The following is an 18,086-nucleotide window of genomic DNA, read 5'->3' as shown; positions in this document are numbered from 1 at the left end:
TGTAGCGGGTTTTCATCAACCAATATTCATGGTACGATGAATAACAGCCTTGTGTAAAGGAGCAATAAAAGATGATTGCAATGATCGGCGCGGCAATAGCCCCCGGTATCGCCATCATGAGTTATTTTTACCTGCGTGACAGTCTCGAGCCGGAGCCGATCTCTATGGTCATCCGGTCGTTTATCTTTGGGATGCTGCTGGTGATTCCGATTATGGTGCTCCAGTACATCATGCAGACAGAATGGAACTGGCGGAGCGGAGTTGTCGCGGAAATCATCCAGTCCGCTGTAGTAGAAGAGTTTTTCAAATGGATGGTCATCTTCTTCACCGCCTACAAGCACGTGGAGTTCGATGAGCCTTACGATGGGATTGTTTATGCGGTCGCCGTGTCGCTCGGTTTTGCCACTCTGGAAAACCTGTTTTATTTGATTATCAACGGCTTGAACATCGCCTTTTGGCGCGCGCTTTTGCCCGTCTCCAGTCACGCGCTGTTCGCCGTCTGGATGGGCTATTATTTGGGGCGAGCGAAGTTCTCGCAAAAGAAAGAGCAGGAGAAGCTTTTTCTCTGGCTGTCCATCTCGTTGCCGATCGGGCTGCACGCCCTCTACAACGCGATTTTTCTCTCCATTCAAAACTGGCTCGTAGTCATCGTGCCATTCATGCTTGTCCTCTGGTGGCAAGGCTTGAAAAAGGTGCAGCGCGCTCATGATTACGGTTCTAAAAATCTTTCTTCGCGTCCACAATAGACGATAAGGAGGAGACGAGACGTGCTGAAATCCGAACGAGCAAAAGTGACCATTCAATGTAATGTATGTGGAGAAAAATTTACCCTCCGTGGCCGCAGGGAACCGGGCGGGCAAGTGGAAACGGGATTCAAGCAATGCTTGTGCGACAACGACCAGCATTTTCGCATTGACGAATCGTAAACAAACGAATAACAAACGGTACAAAAAGACCGATGCCAAGCCGCATCGGTCTTTTTGTGCTGGAAGCCTCTGGGGCTTGCGCCTTCTGGCGGATTTGCATGCATAATCCATTCTTCCTCCACTAACACTATGCAAAGATTTCAATTCATGCCAAGGAGGATTTTCGCCGTGCAAAAAATCTGGATCGCAAGTTTGTTGATCTTGTTTGGAGTGGCAGGCTTTGGCGGGTACGAGCTTTTCTCCAGCAAAAAAAGCGCTGCGGCCGCACGGGAAGTACAGATAGCTGCACCGGCAAACGAGAAGCAGTCAAAGGCAAAAGCGAGCTTTCATCCTTCGCGCATATCGGAGAATGACCTGAAGCTGATGGCCAATGCAGTGTATGGAGAGGCCAGGGGCGAGCCGTTCGAAGGCCAGGTGGCGATCGCGGCCGTCATTTTAAACCGCGTCAAAAGCCCATCTTTTCCTGACACGCCATCTGCGGTCATTTTCGAGCCGCGCGCGTTTACGGCTGTAGCGGACGGCCAGATTTGGCTGACCCCCAATGAAAGTGCGCGCAAGGCTGTGAAAAACGCCCTGAACGGGTGGGACCCGTCGGGAGGCTGCACCTACTATTTCAATCCGGAAACGGCGACATCCAAATGGATTTGGAGCAGGCCGCAAGTCAAAAAAATCGGGAAGCACATCTTCTGCAGGTAACGGCTATTTAAAAAGAAGAAAAGGAGTGGCAAGGGATGGTATATGGAGCAACGGCGCGTGTCTTGTTTCCCATCGCTCTGGTTGCCTTGGTAGGCGCGGGGATGTGGGGCTACCAGGAGCACAACGAAAAAAACTCGGTTTTGATTAAGGCAGAGAACTCGTATCAGCGGGCTTTTCACGATCTGACCTATCACATAGACAAATTGCATGACGAACTCGGAAAATCTTTGGTGGTCAACTCCCGGCGGCAAATGACGCCGACCTTGACCAATGTATGGCGGCTCGCCTATGCGGCGCAGTCGGACGTGGGCCAGCTTCCGTTGACCTTGATGCCTTTCAACAATACAGAGGAGATGCTGTCACGGGTCGCTGATTTTTCGTATCGGGTCGCTGTGCGCGATCTGGACAAGGAGCCGCTTAGCGACAAGGAATACGGCACGTTGAAAAGCTTGCACAAGCAGGCCAAGGACATCCAGGACCAGCTTCGCAACGTCCAGGCCAACGTCATCGACAAACAGCTTCGCTGGATGGATGTGGAGACGGCGCTCGCTTCCGACGACAAAAAATCGGACAACACGATTGTCGACGGGTTTCAGACGATCGAGAAAAAAGTGCAGGAGTTTCCCGATTTGGATTGGGGAGTCGGCATCCAGAGCCTAGACAAGAAAAAGCAGCAGCGAATCCAGGGGATCGACGGCAAGCCAGCCACTCCGGAGGACGCGAAGAAAAGCGCACTGGAATTTTTGCGCCTGAACGCGCAGGACGCCAAGGTGGAGGTAGATGAAAACGGCAAAGGCCAAACCTACACGGCGTACAGCGTCCGCGTCACTCCCAATGGGCAAAAGGCCGCGATTAACCTCGATGTGACAAAGCGCGGCGGCAAAGTCGTCTGGATGATGAGCGAGCGCGAGATTGGGGAAGAGAAGCTCGACATGAAGCAGGCGCAGGAGCGGGGCGAGGAATTTTTGCGCAAGCATGGCTTTGAAAACATGATCGTCTCCGAGATTGACAGCTACGACCGCAATGCCCTCTTTACGTTCGTGCCCGTCCAGGACGGCGTCCGCATTTACCCGGATTCGGTGACGATTGAGATTGCGCTGGACAACGGGGAAGTAACAGCGTTCAACTCGACCGAATACTTGTTTAACCACAAACGACGCATCCTGTCCAAGCCGCGCATCTCCAAAGAAGAAGCGCGCAAAAAAGTGAATCCGAGCGTGAAGGTTACGAACGAACGACTGGCGCTGATCGAAGGGAAAAACGACGGCAAGGAAGTTTTGACCTGGGAGCTGACCGGCAGCTTTGAAGGAAATTCGTACATGGTGTACATCAACGCGATGAATGGCGACGAGGAAGAAGTCGTGAAAATGGAGACGGGCGAAGACCAGGACAATCAGCAATAGGCACGCGAAAAAATCAAGGGGAAAGCTGAATTTGACGGCTTTCCCTATTTGCTGATTGGAAAGAAAAGAGTATATAATGGGTGGGTGAGAGGGAAAAGGAGGAACATTGCTATTATGATGCTTCCACGAGTAGGACAAACCATACGACTTCAGTTCACGGGTTCCTCTGAAGACGAGCAGGGCATGGAGGCCTTTAAAAGCCGCATAACCGACATGACAGAAGAGCTGGCTTCCATTGAGTTGCCAACCAGTGAAAGCACGGGGCGGACTGGCGTGTTCCGGCCTGGGACAAGCTGTCTGGTCTGGTATGTAGGCGAAGACGGGTCCCGCTATGAATTTCAGTCTTCCATCGTCAGCAGGGAGAGCGGGCACATCCCTGTCTTGCTGTTGCAACTGCCGAAAAAAGAAGAGATCGTGCGGACGCAACGGCGCAACTACTTGCGAATCGAAACCGCGCTGGACATCGCTGTCAAGCATCAGGACCCGATGCGACGCTATCATTTTTTGGCGAGAACCATCGACATCAGCGGTGGCGGCTTGTCTTTCACTTGCGATGAGTCTTATCGTCTGCGCGAAAAAGACGTGCTGCAAGTCTGGATCGCACTGCCGAGCAAAAACGGACAGGTCCAGCACGCCTTCGCCGAGCTGGAGGTCGTCAGACAAAAGGCGCCGGAAGAGAAGGGCTTGCACCAGTGGATATCGGGAAAATTTACGAATATTAGCGAACAGGATCGGGTAAAAGTGGTTCGGGCGTGTTACGAAAGACAACTAGAGCTTCGCAAAAAAGGCGTCGAGGATTGACGCTTTTCCGAAAAGGAAGTGACCCCAGTGACCAGTCAGTACGACGAGCGTTTTCGCCGATTTTCCAGACGGGTAGAGAAAGGCATCTTGATTGGAATTGCGGCTTGCGCCATCGCGCTGACAGCCGGAGAGATTCTGATTCAATACGTTCCGGCTCGCGTTTTCCTGATCGAGACAGAACGCTTGGAAGGCGTGTCAGACAAGCCCTAAAGGTTTGCGCATGCTTCCATACTATGGTACTATTATAAATAACATAGAAAACGGTCAGGGGCGTTTTCGTAGACCGCGCGCGGTCGCCACGTGTTTTTCACCACATGAATGGGAAAGGGCTTCGGGCAGAAGCTTTTCTTGTTTTACTCCCTTTCTGAACTACTGTACATAGCAGGTGAGAAGTAATGAACATAGCGATTGATGGACCTGCGGGAGCAGGGAAAAGCACGGTTGCACAGAAGGTAGCAAGGCAACTGGAATACGTCTACATCGACACCGGGGCCATGTACCGCGCTCTCGCTTGGGCTGTTTCTTCCGGACAGATTCCGATCGGCGACGAGCCTGCTGTTTCCGAACTTTTGAAAAACAACAAGATTGGTCTGGTTCGGCAAGCTGGACAGCAGCGTGTGTTCTGGAACGAGCTCGATGTGACGGACCTGATTCGTTCGCCAGAGGTCAGTCAGTACGCCTCGATTGTCGCGAGCTACGGTTCCGTTCGCGAGCAGATGCTGGTGTTGCAGCGAGAGCTGGCGAAGCAAGGAAACGTGGTCATGGACGGCAGAGATATCGGAACGCATGTCCTGCCTGACGCCGAGGTGAAAATTTTTCTGACGGCCTCCATCCGCGAGCGAGCAGAACGCAGATGGAAAGAACTGCGGGAAAAAGGAACCGAGACAGACCTGGCTGAGCTGGAAAAAGAAATAGAGGAGCGAGATCGCCGGGACACGCAAAGAGAGGTGGCTCCCTTGCGCCAGGCGGACGATGCCGTGCTGGTCGACACTACGGGGATGACCATCGACCAGGTCGTAGACCACATCCTGCAAATCTGCGAACGAACGGGAGAGTCGGCCAAGTGACCTATTACCGTTTATTCCGCGGAATATTCCGCATCATATTTTCGCTTGTCTTCCGTTGGCAAGTGATTGGGCGTGAACATATACCTAAGGAAGGCCCGGTGATTTTGTGCGCCAATCACATTTCGCTCTGGGACCCGCCGCTGCTCGGTTCTGGAATCGAGCGCCAGGTGCACTTCATGGCCAAGGAAGAGCTGTTTAAAATTCCGCTCTTATCTTTTCTTATTACGAAATTCGGCGCTTTCCCTGTCAAGCGGGGCGCGGGTGATCGGGCGGCGATCCGCACGACGCTCAAACTGCTTGAAGATGGAAAAATCTTTGGAATTTTTCCCGAGGGAACCCGCAGCAAAACCGGCGAACCGGGAGAAGCGATGCCAGGGGTGGCGATGTTTGCCCTCAAATCGCAGGCAGCGGTCATTCCGGTAGCGATTATCGGGCCGTATCGGGCGTTTCGTCCGATCAAGATCGTCTACGGCAAGCCGATCGATCTCACCAGCTTGCGCGAAGCCAAGTCCGGCTCCGATGTGCTGAAGGAGACGAGCGATTTAATCATGGCCCGCATCAAGGAATTGCGCGACCAGCATCTTCCCTAAGTCCGGTATAGAATCGACAAAGGGACAAATACTACATTTGCTGGAACTTACTGGCTACGTCAGTGCTAACTGCCAGCCTTCGGGCGACAGTAAAAAATATACTTGCTCCCGCTTCGTGTAATATGGTTGTACACAACCTGTACATAGATGGTCTGGGACTCGATGGTATTCAAGGAGGTTTTTTGGATGATGGATGAAACAAACGTAAGCTTGACGGATGCAACAACGATTTCTGTGGGGGATGTCGTAAAAGCGACTGTAACCAAAGTCGAAGACAAACAGGCTCTCGTGGATGTAGGCTACAAATACGATGGCCTGATCCCGATCAGCGAACTGTCTCCTCTGCATGTGGAAAAAGTGTCTGACGTCGTTGCGGTTGGCGACACGTTTGAAGTAAAAGTAATCAAGCTCAACGATGAAAAAGAAGAGCTTGTCGTTTCCAAAAAAGCGGTTGCGATGGAATCTTCCTGGGCTGAACTGGAGCAAAAAATGCAGTCAGGCGAGATCATCGAGGCGACAGTCAAGGAAGTCGTCAAAGGCGGTCTGGTCGTAGATGTAGGGGTTCGCGGCTTCATCCCTGCTTCTATGGTCGAGCGTCATTTCGTGGAGGATTTCTCCGATTACAAAGGCAAATCCTTGACATTGAAAGTAGTAGAGATGGACAAAGAGAAAAACAAAGTGATCCTCTCCCACAAAGCGGTTCTGGAAGAAGAAGCAAAAGCGAAAAAACAGTCCGTACTGGATCAAATCCAGGTGGGTCAAGTGCTGGAAGGCACTGTGCAACGCATGACCGACTTCGGCGTATTCGTGGACATCGGCGGGGTAGACGGCCTGGTGCACGTATCCGAGCTGGCTTGGAACCGCGTAGAAAAGCCATCTGACGTCGTAAAAGAAGGCGACAAGGTACAAGTGAAAGTGCTCAAAATCGACCGCGAAAACGAGCGCATCGGCCTCAGCATCAAAGAAACCCAGGCAGGTCCTTGGGCAAAGGTTGCCGAAGAGTTTAAAGCAGGCTCGATCACAACGGGTACAGTGAAACGCCTCGTTTCCTTCGGTGCTTTTGTCGAAGTGGCACCTGGAATTGAAGGGCTTGTGCACATCTCGCAAATCGCGAATCGTCGCGTGAACACGCCTGGCGAAGTGCTCAAGGAAGGCCAGGAAGTGCAAGTGAAAATTCTCGATGTGGTTCCACAAGAGCAGCGCATCAGCTTGAGCATCCGCGCGGTAGAAGAAGATCGCGCCGAGCAGGCAGAGCGCGCAAGCAAGCGTGAACAGCAACAATTCACGCAAGAAAACAATCAGCCAATGGGTGTAACGCTTGGTGAACTGTTCGCGGATCTGAAAGACAAGTTCAAGTAAGCGAGACAGACGGGAAAAATAAGGGGGTACGCTCTTGCGTATCCCTTTTTACTTGGCTGTGGCCAAAGCTACAAGGGGATAAAAGGTTTGTCGGGAGGGAAGACGCGTGGATCGTTCGCAACGAAAGCTTGACCATATTCGCCATGCACTGGCAACGGCCGAAACCGGTACAAACAGCTTTGATGACGTCAGCTTTGTGCCGAATAGCCTGCCGAATATCGGCTACGAACAGACAAGGCTCGATACGGAGTTTGCTTCTTTTCGCCTGCCGTCTCCGCTCATTATCAACGCGATGACAGGCGGAGCGGAAGCGACAACGCAGATTAATCAGAAGCTTGCGATCATTGCCAGGGAGCGCCAACTGGCGATGGCCGTCGGTTCGCAGATGGCCGCGCTGCGCGACCCGTCTGTCGCCGCGAGCTACCAGATTGTGCGCAAAGAAAATCCGCGCGGCATCGTCTGGGCGAATGTCGGGGCGGAAGCGACAGTGGAGCAAGCGCAGGCAGCGGTAGAAATGCTTGCGGCAGACGGCTTGCAAATTCACCTGAATGTGATGCAGGAGCTGTTGATGCCCGAAGGAGATCGCGATTTCAGCGGCTATTTGGAGCGGATCCAGCGCATCCAGGAGAGCGTCGACGTCCCGGTGATCGTCAAAGAGGTCGGATTCGGGATGGCGAAGGAAACGATGCTCAAGCTGACCGCAGCCGGGATCAAAAGCATCGACGTGGGCGGCAGAGGCGGAACGAATTTTGCCAAAGTGGAAAACAAAAGGAGCGCTCACCCGCTGTCCATGTTTGAGGATTGGGGCTTTACGACCGTCGAGAGCCTGCTGGAAGCAGACCGCGATATACACGCGCAAGCATCTGTCATGGCGACGGGAGGAGTGCGGCACGGACTGGACGTGATAAAAGCGGTCTGCCTGGGAGCTTCGGCTGTCGGCGTGGCGGGTGCGCTATTGCGCGTCGTGCACGCGCACCCGATCGAAGAATGCCTGGCGGAAGTAGACGGCTGGCATCACCAGATTCGCGTGGCGATGACGGCGCTCGGGCTTGTGCAGCTCGCAGATGGCGTCAACACCCCGCTGTTGATAACAGGCAAAACAGCGGAGCGCGCCCGTCTGCGCGGGAGAGCAGTGGAGGAATGGGCAGAGCGGCGCTGACTAACGGACGAGCCATTCATGAAAGGCGGACGCTTGAGGCATACTTTGGGGAGACAACCATCATTTTGAGGAGATGAACATGAACGAGGGAACCATTGCGATCCTCATCCAGTGGTCTTTGCTTTGTCTTGTCTGGATGGGGAGCTTTGACTCGCAACTGCGGGAAATGGGCATGGAGAGAAGGCGCGTGCTCGCCGTTCTTTGTGCGTTTCTGATTTGCTCCTTTGTCAGTTGGACATTGTTTTTCGCCCCGATTCAGGTAAGTCTCAGCGGAACGTTGCTGCCCTTTTTCGCAAGCGCGATCTTTTATGCACGGCTCCCCAAAGCAGGCCGAAGACTGTATGTGCTCGGCGCGACGGGGGTTGCCGTCATGGTTTTCTGGCTGCGCTGGCTGTTTTTTTCCGACCCGATCCTGTTGATTTGGGACGAGCGGGTGATCGTGCCGGGAATTAGCGTCGCGATCGCGCTTGCGACGAGCAGGCTTATGGCCGTCCGGCTGTTTCTGCTCATGCTGGCGCTGCCGCTGGCGGATGCGCTCTACGCGCTCTATTTTTGGCGGGCGTCCGGAGCGTGCAGCCTGGGAACGGATTACGCGCAAGACCTGTTGTGGAGCGGCATTTCGTTGCTGGGGCTTATCAGTATGCTCTGGACTGCCATTCGTCGGCTTTTCGGACGGAGGGAGGCAGAGCCTTCCCATTCCGATACTGGTAGGTGATCGCGTTTGTTTAAAGAGTTGTTGGCCAATGAGTTTGTCGTTCCGTTGACGATCGGGTTCGTCTTCGGGATCATGTGCCGAATCCATCTGCTGCGGACGGATTATCGCCAATATCCGACGTATCCGCACGGAAAAATCATTCATGTGTCGCTCGGGGTAATCGCCTCGGCCCTGGGCGCTTTGGCTGTGCCGGCACTGTTGAAGGAAAACTATACGGCCGTGACGTTTTTGACCGTGGCCGCCCAGCAGTTCCGCGACGTGCGCAACATGGAGCGGACGACCTTGACGGAGATTGACAAGCTGGAGCTGGTACCGCGCGGCGGGCCGTACATCGAAGGGATCGCCATGGTGTTCGAAGGGCGCAACTACATGGTCATTTTCACCTCCCTCGTCGCCGCGACAGCGACGATTTTGTTCAACTGGTGGGGCGGCATCATCGCGGGGGTGATCGCCCTTGTCATTTCGCGCAAGCTGCGCTCCGGGAAGACGCTGTCGCTGATCGCAGACACGAGTCCGGCAGAGGTGAGAGTGGACGGAAAAGACTTGTACGTAGGCGACATTTACATCATGAACGTCGGTCTGGAAGACGCGCAAAAGGTCATCCGCGAGCACGGAGTCGGCTTTATTTTGACCCCGAAGGATGCCAACGCCAAAGTGACGATCGCCCATCCCGGCCAGCGCCAGGCGATTTTGCATGATGTAGCGACCCAGCTCGGCGTGTACACCGATACAGGGGAGCCTTCCTTGACGCCACTAGTAAAACGCGACCTGCAATCCGGCAGGCTCGGCGTCTTCCTTTTGCCGCAGGAAAAGGATGCCGAGCGGGGCAAAGCCGTCATTGATGCGGTGCCGATTTTAGAGAGCGTCTTCCGGATGCCGCAGAAGACGAAATTAGTCAAAAAGGAGATGTAGATCATGACCGGGACGATTTTGGCCGTGATTACCGTGAACAGGGAAGGCATCGCGGGCGGCGCGCCGATTTTCATCGAGCCGACACATGAGAAGATGCAGCAGACGGCTTTCACGCTGGAAAAGATTTTGGACGCCATGGTGCACGAGGTAAGCCCTGATACCCTTATCGTTGTTCGCCACAAGTAGTGTATGGTATGATTAGCTAGTCAAAACGTAAATGAGAGAGAGTGTTGTTGATTATGGGATTACCTGTGGTAGCCATTGTGGGGAGACCCAACGTGGGCAAGTCCACGATTTTTAACAGACTGGTCGGCGAGCGCATCGCGATCGTGGAGGATATGCCGGGAGTAACCCGTGACCGCCTGTACGGAAAAGGAGAATGGCTGACCCATACCTTCCACGTGATTGATACGGGCGGGATTGAGTTTGGCGAGACCGATGAAATTCTCACGCAAATGCGTTACCAGGCGGAGCTGGCGATTGATGAGGCTAACGTCATCATCATGATCGCCGACAGCCGGACAGGCGTGACAGACGCTGACGTGGAGCTGGCCCGGATGCTGAACCGCACCGGAAAGCCAGTCGTGCTCGCAGTAAACAAAGCGGACAACCCGGACATGCGTGCCGATATTTACGATTTTTATTCGCTTGGCTTGGGTGAACCGTTCCCGATCTCAGGCAGCCATGGCCTTGGCCTGGGAGACATGCTGGAGGAAGTGGTTCGGCATTTTCCTGCCGAAGACGACGAGGAGCGGAAAGAGGACGTCATTCGCGTGTCCATTATCGGCCGTCCGAACGTCGGGAAGTCGTCCTTGACGAATGCGCTGCTCGGCGAAGAGCGCGTCATTGTGAGCGACGTCGCGGGCACTACGCGGGATGCGATCGACACGCCGTTTGAGCGGGATGGACAGAGCTACGTTCTCGTCGATACCGCCGGGATGCGCAAGCGCGGGAAAGTGTACGAGACGACGGAAAAATACAGCGTCATGCGCGCGATGCGTTCCATCGAGGACAGCGATGTCGTGCTCGTCGTCATCAACGGGGAAGAAGGCATCATCGAGCAAGACAAAAAAATTGCCGGCTATGCGCACGAGGCAGGCCGCGGCGTAATTATTATCGTCAACAAGTGGGATGCCGTTGAAAAAGACGACAAGACGATGCGGCGCTTCACAGAGCTGATTCGCGAGGAGTTCAAATATCTGGACTACGCGCCGATTCTGTACGTCTCGGCGAAGTCGAAGCAGCGTGTTCACACGATCCTGCCGAAAGTCAACGAGGTCGCGCAAGCACACGCCATGCGCATTCCGACCTCCGTCCTCAACGATATCGTAACGGATGCGACGATTCGCACACCGCCGCCGTCTGACAGAGGAAAGCGACTGAAAATCAACTACGCGACACAAGCGACAGTCAAGCCTCCCACGTTCATTTTGTTCGTGAACGATCCGGAGCTTATGCATTTCTCCTATGAGCGTTATATAGAGAACAAGATCCGTGAAGCGTTTGTCTTTGAAGGTACGCCTGTTCGCATATGGACGCGGAAAAAAACGTAGGGAGAGGAAACCGCCATGGTGTTAGTAGCCTGGGTGCTCAGCTATTTGATCGGTTCAATTAGCTTCAGCTATCTGATCGCCAAAAAAGTTGCAGGAATTGACATTCGCTCACATGGCAGCGGGAACGCAGGGGCGACCAATACGCTTCGCGTGCTGGGAAAAGGTCCGGGTATCGCCGTGCTGATTCTTGATGCATTAAAAGGATTGGCGGCGATGGGAATAACACACCTCATGACAGGTGATCCCGCTGCCTATGCAGTGGCGGGCCTGTTTGTCATCGCAGGGCACAACTGGCCGATCTACTTTGGCTTTCGCGGGGGAAAGGGCATTGCGACCACGCTCGGCGTGGTGCTCGGCTTCTCTCCCCTGGCCTTTTTGATTGCAGCGGTACTGGCTGTGCTGGTCATTGCGATTACCCGATACGTCTCGCTCGGATCGCTTGTGCTGGTTACGGCTATTCCTGTTTCCCTTTATCTGTTGGACAAACCGATTTCCTTTTTTTGGACAAGTTTGGTAATCGCTGTGTTTGCGTATGTTCGCCATTATAATAATATCCGCAATCTTCTCGCAGGAAACGAACGGAAATTGGGAGATAAGTCCAATCGCAAGCTGGGATAGGTCTGAATCGTTCTTACGAAAAAGACTGGAATGATGGAGGGGGATCTATTGAGAAAAGAGGTTACAGTAGTCGGTGCGGGTAGCTGGGGAACGGCGCTCGCTTCCGTTCTGGCGGAAAACGGCCATCAGGTTACGCTGTGGGTACGCGATCCCAAGCTGGCAGATGAAGTGAACAGCAAGCATACGAACGCCAAATATTTGCCTGAGGCCAAGCTGGCCGAGAGCATTGTCGCCACGACGGATATCCAGGCGGCCGTTTCCGACAAACCGATCGTGCTGCTGGCCGTTCCGTCGCACGCGATGCGGCAAATTTGCAGGCAGTTGGCTCCGTTTTTACATAAGGATGTGCTTTTGATCCATGCGACCAAAGGCTTTGAGCTGGAAAGCCTGAAGCGAATGTCAGAGGTCATCGTGGAAGAAATCCCGCCCGAAATTTCCGGCAAGCTCGCTGTCCTGTCCGGACCGAGCCACGCGGAAGAAGTAGTCCGCAGGCAGCCGACGACAGTGGTGGTTGCGTCAGAAGCGGAGGAGAGCATGCTCCGCGCGCAGGACCTGTTGATGAACGCCAATTTTCGCGTCTACACCAACCATGATCTGATCGGGGCGGAAATTGCCGGCGCGCTGAAAAACATCATTGCGCTCGGAGCGGGCATGTCAGACGGCCTCGGATTTGGCGACAACGCGAAAGCGGCGCTTTTGACCCGCGGACTTGCGGAAATCAGCCGCCTCGGCATCAAACTGGGCGCCTTGCCGCTTACGTTCTCGGGGCTTGCGGGCGTCGGCGACCTGATCGTGACGTGCACCAGCCGCCATAGCCGCAACTGGCGGGCAGGCTTCATGCTGGGTCAAGGCAAAAAGCTCGACGACGCTCTGGAGCAGATGGGGATGGTCGTCGAGGGCGTGCGCACGACTCACGCGGCACACGCCCTGGCACAGCGCGAACAGGTCGAGATGCCGATTACGTCGGTGCTGTACGGCATTTTGTTCGAAGGAAAAGAGCCGCGCCAAGGGGTAGAAGAGCTGATGGGCCGAGGGAAGACGTTCGAGATGGGCTACCTGAACCCGGACGGAAGCATAGAAGCATAGGCGAAGCTTTTCACACATGTAGGCTCCTGCACATACGATAGGGTGAAAGCCCAGGTGCAGGAGGAGATCAAAGGATGAACAACAATCTTTCTAAGCGTTTTTTGGAGCGTTTGCAAGGAAAAGCTGCAGAAAAGGTCGACGAGGGGAAACTGCGTTCCCTTGCCAGCCAGGTAAAGCGCAGCGACTTCGAGGATGAGGCAAAGCTGCGGCAAATCCTCCAGACGCTCGCGACCATGAGCGGGAAAAAGCTCAACGCCGAAAAGGAAGACAAGATCATCGAGATGTTCCGCAACAAAGAAATCAATTTGAATGACATGTCTTCCTTGTCCAAGCTGCTCAAATGAGAGAAATGGGCGATTATGCCCGTTACCTGCTGTTAAAAGCATCATACAGTAAAACTAGGAACAATCATGGCTCTACAGGGACATGGCTGACCTACAGATACCAAGAAAAAAAGAGGGATCTCATCCCTCTTTTTTTCGTTGCTTGCTCGTGCCGCTCACCGTTTGCGTCAGCAGGTTTTGCACCAAGGGCGATTGCAAGAGGCCCAGGATTTGCCCGATGTCGATGTTGCCCAGCGGATTGCCTCCGCCGCTTCCTGCCGCTGCACTGGATTCCTGTGGAGCCTCTTCTGCGCGGACCGCTTCCCTGCCTTTTGCGCTCTCCTTCGCTGCGCCGGCATTGCCTTTTCGTCTGGTCGAGACGGGCTTTTCTGCGGCCGCTTCAGGTTCGGCTGTGCGCTTGCCCAGGTTCTCGATGATCTCCATTGCTCCGTACAGCGTATCCATCGTTTCCTCTACCTGGCGAATCGTGCTGCTGATCCCTTTGATGTTGCTGCGCATTTTGGACACAGACGATCGCAGGTCGACGGCGGGAATGATTTTTTTCGGGCTGATGGCCAATGATACGTCGGCCGCTTGGTCGCTCAGTTTTCTGCTCGGTATGGGAGCGTACGGGTTCCGCCACTTGCGTCCATTTACTTTGCTGTTCAACATTCATCCCTCCCATGGGCGAATTCATCAGAATAGTCTATGCGAACGTCCAGATGGAGGTTCACAACGTCAGACGAGAGCTGGGAAGTATGGTATAATGAAGCAAAAAATGCAAAGGATGCTGCAAGAAAGATGTATATTGATCCTATGACCAAGATGAACATTTCGCTGCTGGCGATTGGGCTGATGTTCGTCTGCAATTTGCTGATGATCTTTGCCAGAAAAATGACAAATGCGCTTGTCAGGTTTCTCGTGAAGACTTGCGCTTTCTTGTTACTGATCGCAGTGTTTGTCATGATTTTGATCGTGATTTTTGTCTAAGGAGGAGAAAGGATGTCGCAGTTGACGCTGATTACGCGTGCAGGAACCCACGAACTGCCGGTGGAGCTGAACGAAACGGTGGTCGCGATGGCCAAAAAGCACAAGGTGACGTGGGGACATGCCTGCCAGAGAGGCGTATGCGCCCAATGCCGCACGCTGGTTGTGGAGGGAGCTTCGTTCCTCAACGAGATCACCAGCGAAGAAAAACTGCGCCTGCGCAAAGCCGAGCGGGCAGAAGGATTCAGACTCGGCTGCCAAATCAGGATCGTCGGGCAAGGAGATGTGAAGCTTGCCCATCGACCGTATTAAAAAGGAGTGACGACATGGGGAAGGTAACTTTTCTTCCCAGTAACAAAAGCGTGAAGGCCAGGGCAGGACAGACGCTTGTCAGCGTGGCTGGCAATGCCCGGATCGTGATCCCGCAAAGGTGCGGCGGCCACGCATCCTGTCTGATGTGCCGCGTCGTCGTGGAGAGCGGCGAGCTGGTGGCTCCGACCGCGCTGGAGCTGCGAAAAATGCCGGAGCAGGACTTGCGGCAGGGGATACGCCTGGCCTGTCAGGCGAAGACGACGCACGGCGACTGTACGGTCCGCATACCGGAGAGCCGCTTGAAATCGGTCGTGGCTGCCGCGCTGGAGCGGCAACGCATGGAAAATGAAGAATGAGGGTTTGAGGTGTACATAAGATGTGGCAATCATGGCGTAAAACCTTCAAGCTGACGATGAGCTTGAGCATCCTTTCCGTTCTGCTGTCCGGATGTTTGTATCCGGAAGAGCGAAAGGCGGAAAACCAGGTACCCAGCGCGTTTTTTCTCGAAGCGGCGCAAAAAGGAATCGAACAATTCCAAAAAGATACGTCTGTGCTGCCGATCGTGACGAAGCCGCTGGATACTCCCATTTTTGAGAAATACGAGATTGATTTTCGCAAAATGATTCCGAAATACATCCCGGATGTTCCCGGAAACGCTTTTGAAAAGGGCGGGATTTACAAATACGTCCTGATTGACGTGGAGACGAAGCCGACTGTCAAGCTGATCCATCTGGGGGCCGTCAGCACGGTTGCCGACGTGCAAAGCGCGGTGGACCGCTACCGCGGCTACTTCAACAAGCTGCCTGTTCAGGCCGATCTGGGCAATGGCTACTACTCGATCGACCATGCCGAAATCGGCGTGAAAACATGGCAGGTGCCGTCCACCATGGGCAATTATTTGCTGCCGCTGGTCATGAACGCAGACGGGCAGGTCGGGATCGACTACGCGGCAGATATCGCGACGATGCTGCGCGAAAACAAAGCGACTGTCACGCCCAATACAGACCCGAGATACGTCCTCGCGCGCGCCTCGATGTTTGTGCCGGCCAAATCGTTCCCGTACGAGCTGGTAGACGGCGAGCCGAGGCTGCTCAAAATCAAATAGCGGACACAAAAAACAACTCTTGCCGGAGTTGTTTTTTTGTTCTAGTTGGTCCAGCCGCACATATACTTGTACTGTCCACGAAACTAGTACGAGATTCCCTACGAAAATACTGACGGTCAGGGATAATTCGGAAAATCGGTCATAGTGTAAAAATAGACAAATAGAAGGAGGTCATCGATGGTGGAACGAGTCGACATCTTTAAAGACATTGCCGAACGGACGGGCGGAGACATCTACCTCGGGGTAGTGGGCCCTGTTCGTACGGGAAAGTCGACCTTTATTAAACGGTTTATGGAGCAGGTCGTCATCCCGAATATCCAGTCAGAAGCAGAGCGGATTCGCGCTACAGATGAACTGCCGCAGAGCGCTTCCGGCCGAACAATTATGACGACAGAGCCTAAATTTGTTCCGAACCAGGCCGTAAACGTACATGTAACAGAAGGACTCAGCATTAACGTCCGCCTCGTTGACTGCGTTGGCTATACGGTTCAGGGGGCAAAAGGCTTCGAGGATGATAACGGTCCCCGGATGGTGAACACTCCGTGGTATGAGGAGCCGGTTCCTTTCGAGGAAGCAGCAGAAGTCGGAACGCGCAAAGTCATCCAGGAGCACTCGACCATCGGGATCGTCGTCACGACAGATGGCAGCATCGCGGAAATCCCGCGTGTAGGATACATCGACGCGGAGGAACGGGTCGTCAATGAGCTGAAGGAAGTGGGCAAACCGTTTGTCATCGTGGTCAACTCGACGCGCCCGCGCTCGGACGAAGCGCAAAACTTGCGCGTGCAGCTTCAGGAAAAGTACGACGTGCCCGTCGTGGCCTTGTCCGTCGACCACATGACGGAGCAGGAAATTCTCCTCCTGATGCGAGAAGTGCTGTTCGAGTTCCCTGTGCACGAAGTAAACGTCAATCTGCCTAGCTGGGTCATGGTGCTGGAAAACGGTCACTGGCTCCGTCAGAACTATGAAGAAGCCGTACGTGAAACCGTGCAGGATATTCGCCGGTTGCGCGACGTGGACCGCGTCGTCGGTTTCTTCAATGACTATGACTTCGTGGAGCGGGCGTCTCTGGCAGGCATGCATATGGGCCAAGGGATCGCCGAAATCGACCTGTTCGCGCCGGATGAACTGTATGATCGCATCCTGATGGAGATCGTCGGTGTCGAGATCAACGGCAAAGATCATTTGCTGAAAATCATGCAGGAGTTCGCCCACGCCAAGCGCGAGTACGATCAGGTAGCGGAAGCCTTGCATATGGTGCGCAGTACGGGCTACGGAATCGCTGCTCCGTCGCTGCATGAGATGACCTTGGACGAACCTGAGCTGATTCGCCAGGGACCGCGCTTCGGGGTCAGGCTGAAAGCGACCGCGCCGTCGATCCACATGATCCGCGTGGACGTCGAATCCGAGTTTGCGCCGATTATCGGAACCGAGAAGCAGAGCGAAGAGCTCGTCCGCTACTTGATGCAGGACTTCGACAAAGACCCGCTGTCGATCTGGAATTCGGACATTTTCGGCCGTTCGCTGCACTCCATCGTGAGAGAGGGCATCCAGGCGAAGATCACCATGATGCCGGACAATGCCCGCTACAAACTGCAGGAAACATTGGGCCGAATCATCAACGAAGGCTCTGGCGGTCTGATTGCGATCATACTTTAAGGACTAGGTAAATAGACCTAGACAATTGATTCTAAAAGGGGGCACCCGGTGTGACGGGATGCCTTTTTTTCTTGTATTTCGTTCAATTTCGACAGGAGGGGCTTGAATTTAAGAAATCGGTGTATTACTATAAGCTTGTCAGATCGGTAAATACCACCAATCGTGTATAAAACGCTTCGTTTCGGTTAAGAAAAATAATAGCTAGGACTTGGTGTTCTTTGAGGGGAGGTGAATAAAATGAACAAAACAGAATTGATTGCAAAAGTGGCGGAAACCACTGAACTCACCAAGAAAGATGCAACAAAAGCAGTTGACGCTGTTCTCGATGCAATTGCTGATGCATTGAAAACTGGTGATAAAGTCCAACTGATCGGCTTTGGTAACTTCGAAGTTCGTGAGCGCGCGGCTCGTAAAGGTCGTAACCCACAAACAGGTGAAGAGATCGAAATCGCTTCCAGCAAAGTACCTGCGTTTAAACCAGGTAAACAACTCAAAGACTCCATCAAGTAGTTGTTTCTTTTGAGAACGAAGCACTTACATAAAAAAATCCACATTGATTGCAATGTGGATTTTTTTTAACGTCTGGGGATGACCCGACGCGATCACCTCCCGGGAGCAGGCTTCAATCAAAATGTTTATCGGCGCTTGAGCCCCATACATACAGTTGTCTTGTCAGATGTTTTTGTTTTTTTGAAGCGGGTATGGTAAGATTGGCTTGGCTTGTTTGTGCGCACGGAAGCATGACAATCGGATCAGGATAAGGCCAGCCAGAGAAGCTGTCGCTTCTAGGGAAAGAGGCCGCTATGTAGGAGGTA

At 53.7% G+C, this 18,086-nt stretch carries 24 protein-coding genes; 23 read left to right on the top strand and 1 reads right to left on the bottom strand.

From position 1 onward, the window contains the following. The first annotated feature begins 71 nt into the window (after positions 1-71). The 17 genes from prsW (at position 72) to AC27IT_RS06040 (ending at position 13,229) form a co-directional block, all read left to right on the top strand. On the top strand, positions 72-746 hold the full coding sequence (gene prsW, locus AC27IT_RS06120; RefSeq protein ID WP_005831364.1) for a glutamic-type intramembrane protease PrsW: 675 nt from the start codon (positions 72-74) through the stop codon (positions 744-746). A gap of 21 nt (positions 747-767) precedes the next feature. Then, a complete protein-coding gene (locus tag AC27IT_RS06115) occupies positions 768-926 on the top strand; it encodes a hypothetical protein (RefSeq protein WP_005831362.1) in 159 nt (52 codons plus the stop codon). Between the two features lie 198 nt (positions 927-1,124). After that, entirely contained in the window at positions 1,125-1,622 is a 498-nt protein-coding gene (locus AC27IT_RS06110; protein ID WP_369750406.1) for a cell wall hydrolase, read from the top strand. A gap of 35 nt (positions 1,623-1,657) precedes the next feature. Next, complete coding sequence (gene ypeB, locus AC27IT_RS06105) at positions 1,658-3,025, top strand: germination protein YpeB (RefSeq protein ID WP_025843784.1); 1,368 nt, start codon at positions 1,658-1,660, stop codon at positions 3,023-3,025. Between the two features lie 114 nt (positions 3,026-3,139). After that, positions 3,140-3,826, top strand: a complete 687-nt coding sequence (locus AC27IT_RS06100; protein WP_005831354.1) for a flagellar brake protein — start codon at positions 3,140-3,142, stop codon at positions 3,824-3,826. Between the two features lie 27 nt (positions 3,827-3,853). Further along, positions 3,854-4,036: a hypothetical protein gene (locus AC27IT_RS06095; RefSeq protein WP_005831352.1), complete on the top strand. Its 183-nt coding sequence runs from the start codon at positions 3,854-3,856 to the stop codon at positions 4,034-4,036. A 185-nt stretch (positions 4,037-4,221) separates the two neighbouring features. Further along, a complete protein-coding gene (gene cmk, locus AC27IT_RS06090; protein WP_005831350.1) occupies positions 4,222-4,893 on the top strand; it encodes a (d)CMP kinase in 672 nt (223 codons plus the stop codon). Further along, a complete protein-coding gene (locus AC27IT_RS06085) occupies positions 4,890-5,483 on the top strand; it encodes a lysophospholipid acyltransferase family protein (protein ID WP_007785466.1) in 594 nt (197 codons plus the stop codon). The genes cmk and AC27IT_RS06085 overlap by 4 nt, the downstream gene beginning before the upstream one ends. A 186-nt stretch (positions 5,484-5,669) precedes the next feature. Next, on the top strand, positions 5,670-6,842 hold the full coding sequence (rpsA, locus tag AC27IT_RS06080) for a 30S ribosomal protein S1 (protein WP_005831346.1): 1,173 nt from the start codon (positions 5,670-5,672) through the stop codon (positions 6,840-6,842). 106 nt (positions 6,843-6,948) lie between these two features. Then, entirely contained in the window at positions 6,949-8,001 is a 1,053-nt protein-coding gene (gene fni / locus AC27IT_RS06075) for a type 2 isopentenyl-diphosphate Delta-isomerase (RefSeq protein ID WP_221842126.1), read from the top strand. Between the two features lie 79 nt (positions 8,002-8,080). Further along, positions 8,081-8,716, top strand: a complete 636-nt coding sequence (locus AC27IT_RS06070; RefSeq protein WP_025843787.1) for a YphA family membrane protein — start codon at positions 8,081-8,083, stop codon at positions 8,714-8,716. Positions 8,717-8,722: 6 nt separating this feature from the next. Next, a complete protein-coding gene (locus AC27IT_RS06065) occupies positions 8,723-9,628 on the top strand; it encodes a YIEGIA family protein (RefSeq protein ID WP_283859159.1) in 906 nt (301 codons plus the stop codon). 3 nt (positions 9,629-9,631) lie between these two features. Next, positions 9,632-9,814 (top strand): capping complex subunit for YIEGIA, encoded by a 183-nt coding sequence (locus AC27IT_RS06060; RefSeq protein WP_005831338.1) that lies wholly within the window; start codon positions 9,632-9,634, stop codon positions 9,812-9,814. A 53-nt stretch (positions 9,815-9,867) separates the two neighbouring features. Beyond that, positions 9,868-11,181 (top strand): ribosome biogenesis GTPase Der, encoded by a 1,314-nt coding sequence (gene der, locus AC27IT_RS06055; protein ID WP_005831336.1) that lies wholly within the window; start codon positions 9,868-9,870, stop codon positions 11,179-11,181. A gap of 15 nt (positions 11,182-11,196) precedes the next feature. Next, positions 11,197-11,799 carry a glycerol-3-phosphate 1-O-acyltransferase PlsY gene (gene plsY, locus AC27IT_RS06050; protein WP_005831334.1) on the top strand — a complete coding sequence of 201 codons (603 nt, stop codon included), beginning with the start codon at positions 11,197-11,199 and terminating at the stop codon, positions 11,797-11,799. 48 nt (positions 11,800-11,847) lie between these two features. Next, entirely contained in the window at positions 11,848-12,885 is a 1,038-nt protein-coding gene (locus AC27IT_RS06045) for an NAD(P)H-dependent glycerol-3-phosphate dehydrogenase (RefSeq protein WP_283859160.1), read from the top strand. A 74-nt stretch (positions 12,886-12,959) separates the two neighbouring features. After that, a complete protein-coding gene (locus AC27IT_RS06040; RefSeq protein WP_005831329.1) occupies positions 12,960-13,229 on the top strand; it encodes a stage VI sporulation protein F in 270 nt (89 codons plus the stop codon). Positions 13,230-13,349: 120 nt separating this feature from the next. On the opposite strand, the gene AC27IT_RS06035 is transcribed toward AC27IT_RS06040, so the two are convergent. Continuing rightward, complete coding sequence (locus tag AC27IT_RS06035; protein WP_007785455.1) at positions 13,350-13,880, bottom strand: hypothetical protein; 531 nt, start codon at positions 13,878-13,880, stop codon at positions 13,350-13,352. Between the two features lie 129 nt (positions 13,881-14,009). Between AC27IT_RS06035 and AC27IT_RS06030 the strand changes: the two genes are divergently transcribed. The 6 genes from AC27IT_RS06030 (at position 14,010) to AC27IT_RS06005 (ending at position 17,781) form a co-directional block, all read left to right on the top strand. After that, on the top strand, positions 14,010-14,198 hold the full coding sequence (locus AC27IT_RS06030) for a DUF2768 family protein (protein WP_005831325.1): 189 nt from the start codon (positions 14,010-14,012) through the stop codon (positions 14,196-14,198). 12 nt (positions 14,199-14,210) lie between these two features. Then, positions 14,211-14,507 (top strand): 2Fe-2S iron-sulfur cluster-binding protein, encoded by a 297-nt coding sequence (locus AC27IT_RS06025; RefSeq protein WP_007785453.1) that lies wholly within the window; start codon positions 14,211-14,213, stop codon positions 14,505-14,507. A 14-nt stretch (positions 14,508-14,521) separates the two neighbouring features. Then, positions 14,522-14,863 (top strand): 2Fe-2S iron-sulfur cluster-binding protein, encoded by a 342-nt coding sequence (locus AC27IT_RS06020; protein ID WP_005831321.1) that lies wholly within the window; start codon positions 14,522-14,524, stop codon positions 14,861-14,863. A gap of 20 nt (positions 14,864-14,883) precedes the next feature. Continuing rightward, entirely contained in the window at positions 14,884-15,612 is a 729-nt protein-coding gene (locus tag AC27IT_RS06015; protein ID WP_005831319.1) for a hypothetical protein, read from the top strand. Positions 15,613-15,792: 180 nt separating this feature from the next. Then, complete coding sequence (gene spoIVA, locus AC27IT_RS06010; RefSeq protein ID WP_005831318.1) at positions 15,793-17,271, top strand: stage IV sporulation protein A; 1,479 nt, start codon at positions 15,793-15,795, stop codon at positions 17,269-17,271. A 237-nt stretch (positions 17,272-17,508) separates the two neighbouring features. Beyond that, on the top strand, positions 17,509-17,781 hold the full coding sequence (locus tag AC27IT_RS06005) for an HU family DNA-binding protein (protein WP_005831316.1): 273 nt from the start codon (positions 17,509-17,511) through the stop codon (positions 17,779-17,781). The last annotated feature ends 305 nt before the right edge of the window (positions 17,782-18,086 follow it).

The organism is Brevibacillus sp. YAE8 (genome assembly GCF_057543335.1).
This window is presented reverse-complemented; position numbering and strand designations above follow the sequence as displayed.

Bases quoted from the DNA above. Each gene is read 5' to 3' on its own strand.
- prsW (WP_005831364.1), top strand. From the start codon at position 72: ATGATTGCAATGATCGGCGCGGCAATAGCCCCCGGTATCGCCATCATG.
- ypeB (WP_025843784.1), top strand. From the start codon at position 1,658: ATGGTATATGGAGCAACGGCGCGTGTCTTGTTTCCCATCGCTCTGGTT.
- AC27IT_RS06100 (WP_005831354.1), top strand. From the start codon at position 3,140: ATGATGCTTCCACGAGTAGGACAAACCATACGACTTCAGTTCACGGGT.
- cmk (WP_005831350.1), top strand. From the start codon at position 4,222: ATGAACATAGCGATTGATGGACCTGCGGGAGCAGGGAAAAGCACGGTT.
- rpsA (WP_005831346.1), top strand. From the start codon at position 5,670: ATGATGGATGAAACAAACGTAAGCTTGACGGATGCAACAACGATTTCT.
- AC27IT_RS06070 (WP_025843787.1), top strand. From the start codon at position 8,081: ATGAACGAGGGAACCATTGCGATCCTCATCCAGTGGTCTTTGCTTTGT.
- AC27IT_RS06060 (WP_005831338.1), top strand. From the start codon at position 9,632: ATGACCGGGACGATTTTGGCCGTGATTACCGTGAACAGGGAAGGCATC.
- der (WP_005831336.1), top strand. From the start codon at position 9,868: ATGGGATTACCTGTGGTAGCCATTGTGGGGAGACCCAACGTGGGCAAG.
- plsY (WP_005831334.1), top strand. From the start codon at position 11,197: ATGGTGTTAGTAGCCTGGGTGCTCAGCTATTTGATCGGTTCAATTAGC.
- AC27IT_RS06040 (WP_005831329.1), top strand. From the start codon at position 12,960: ATGAACAACAATCTTTCTAAGCGTTTTTTGGAGCGTTTGCAAGGAAAA.
- AC27IT_RS06035 (WP_007785455.1), bottom strand. From the start codon at position 13,880: ATGTTGAACAGCAAAGTAAATGGACGCAAGTGGCGGAACCCGTACGCT.
- AC27IT_RS06030 (WP_005831325.1), top strand. From the start codon at position 14,010: ATGTATATTGATCCTATGACCAAGATGAACATTTCGCTGCTGGCGATT.
- AC27IT_RS06025 (WP_007785453.1), top strand. From the start codon at position 14,211: ATGTCGCAGTTGACGCTGATTACGCGTGCAGGAACCCACGAACTGCCG.
- AC27IT_RS06020 (WP_005831321.1), top strand. From the start codon at position 14,522: ATGGGGAAGGTAACTTTTCTTCCCAGTAACAAAAGCGTGAAGGCCAGG.
- AC27IT_RS06015 (WP_005831319.1), top strand. From the start codon at position 14,884: ATGTGGCAATCATGGCGTAAAACCTTCAAGCTGACGATGAGCTTGAGC.
- AC27IT_RS06005 (WP_005831316.1), top strand. From the start codon at position 17,509: ATGAACAAAACAGAATTGATTGCAAAAGTGGCGGAAACCACTGAACTC.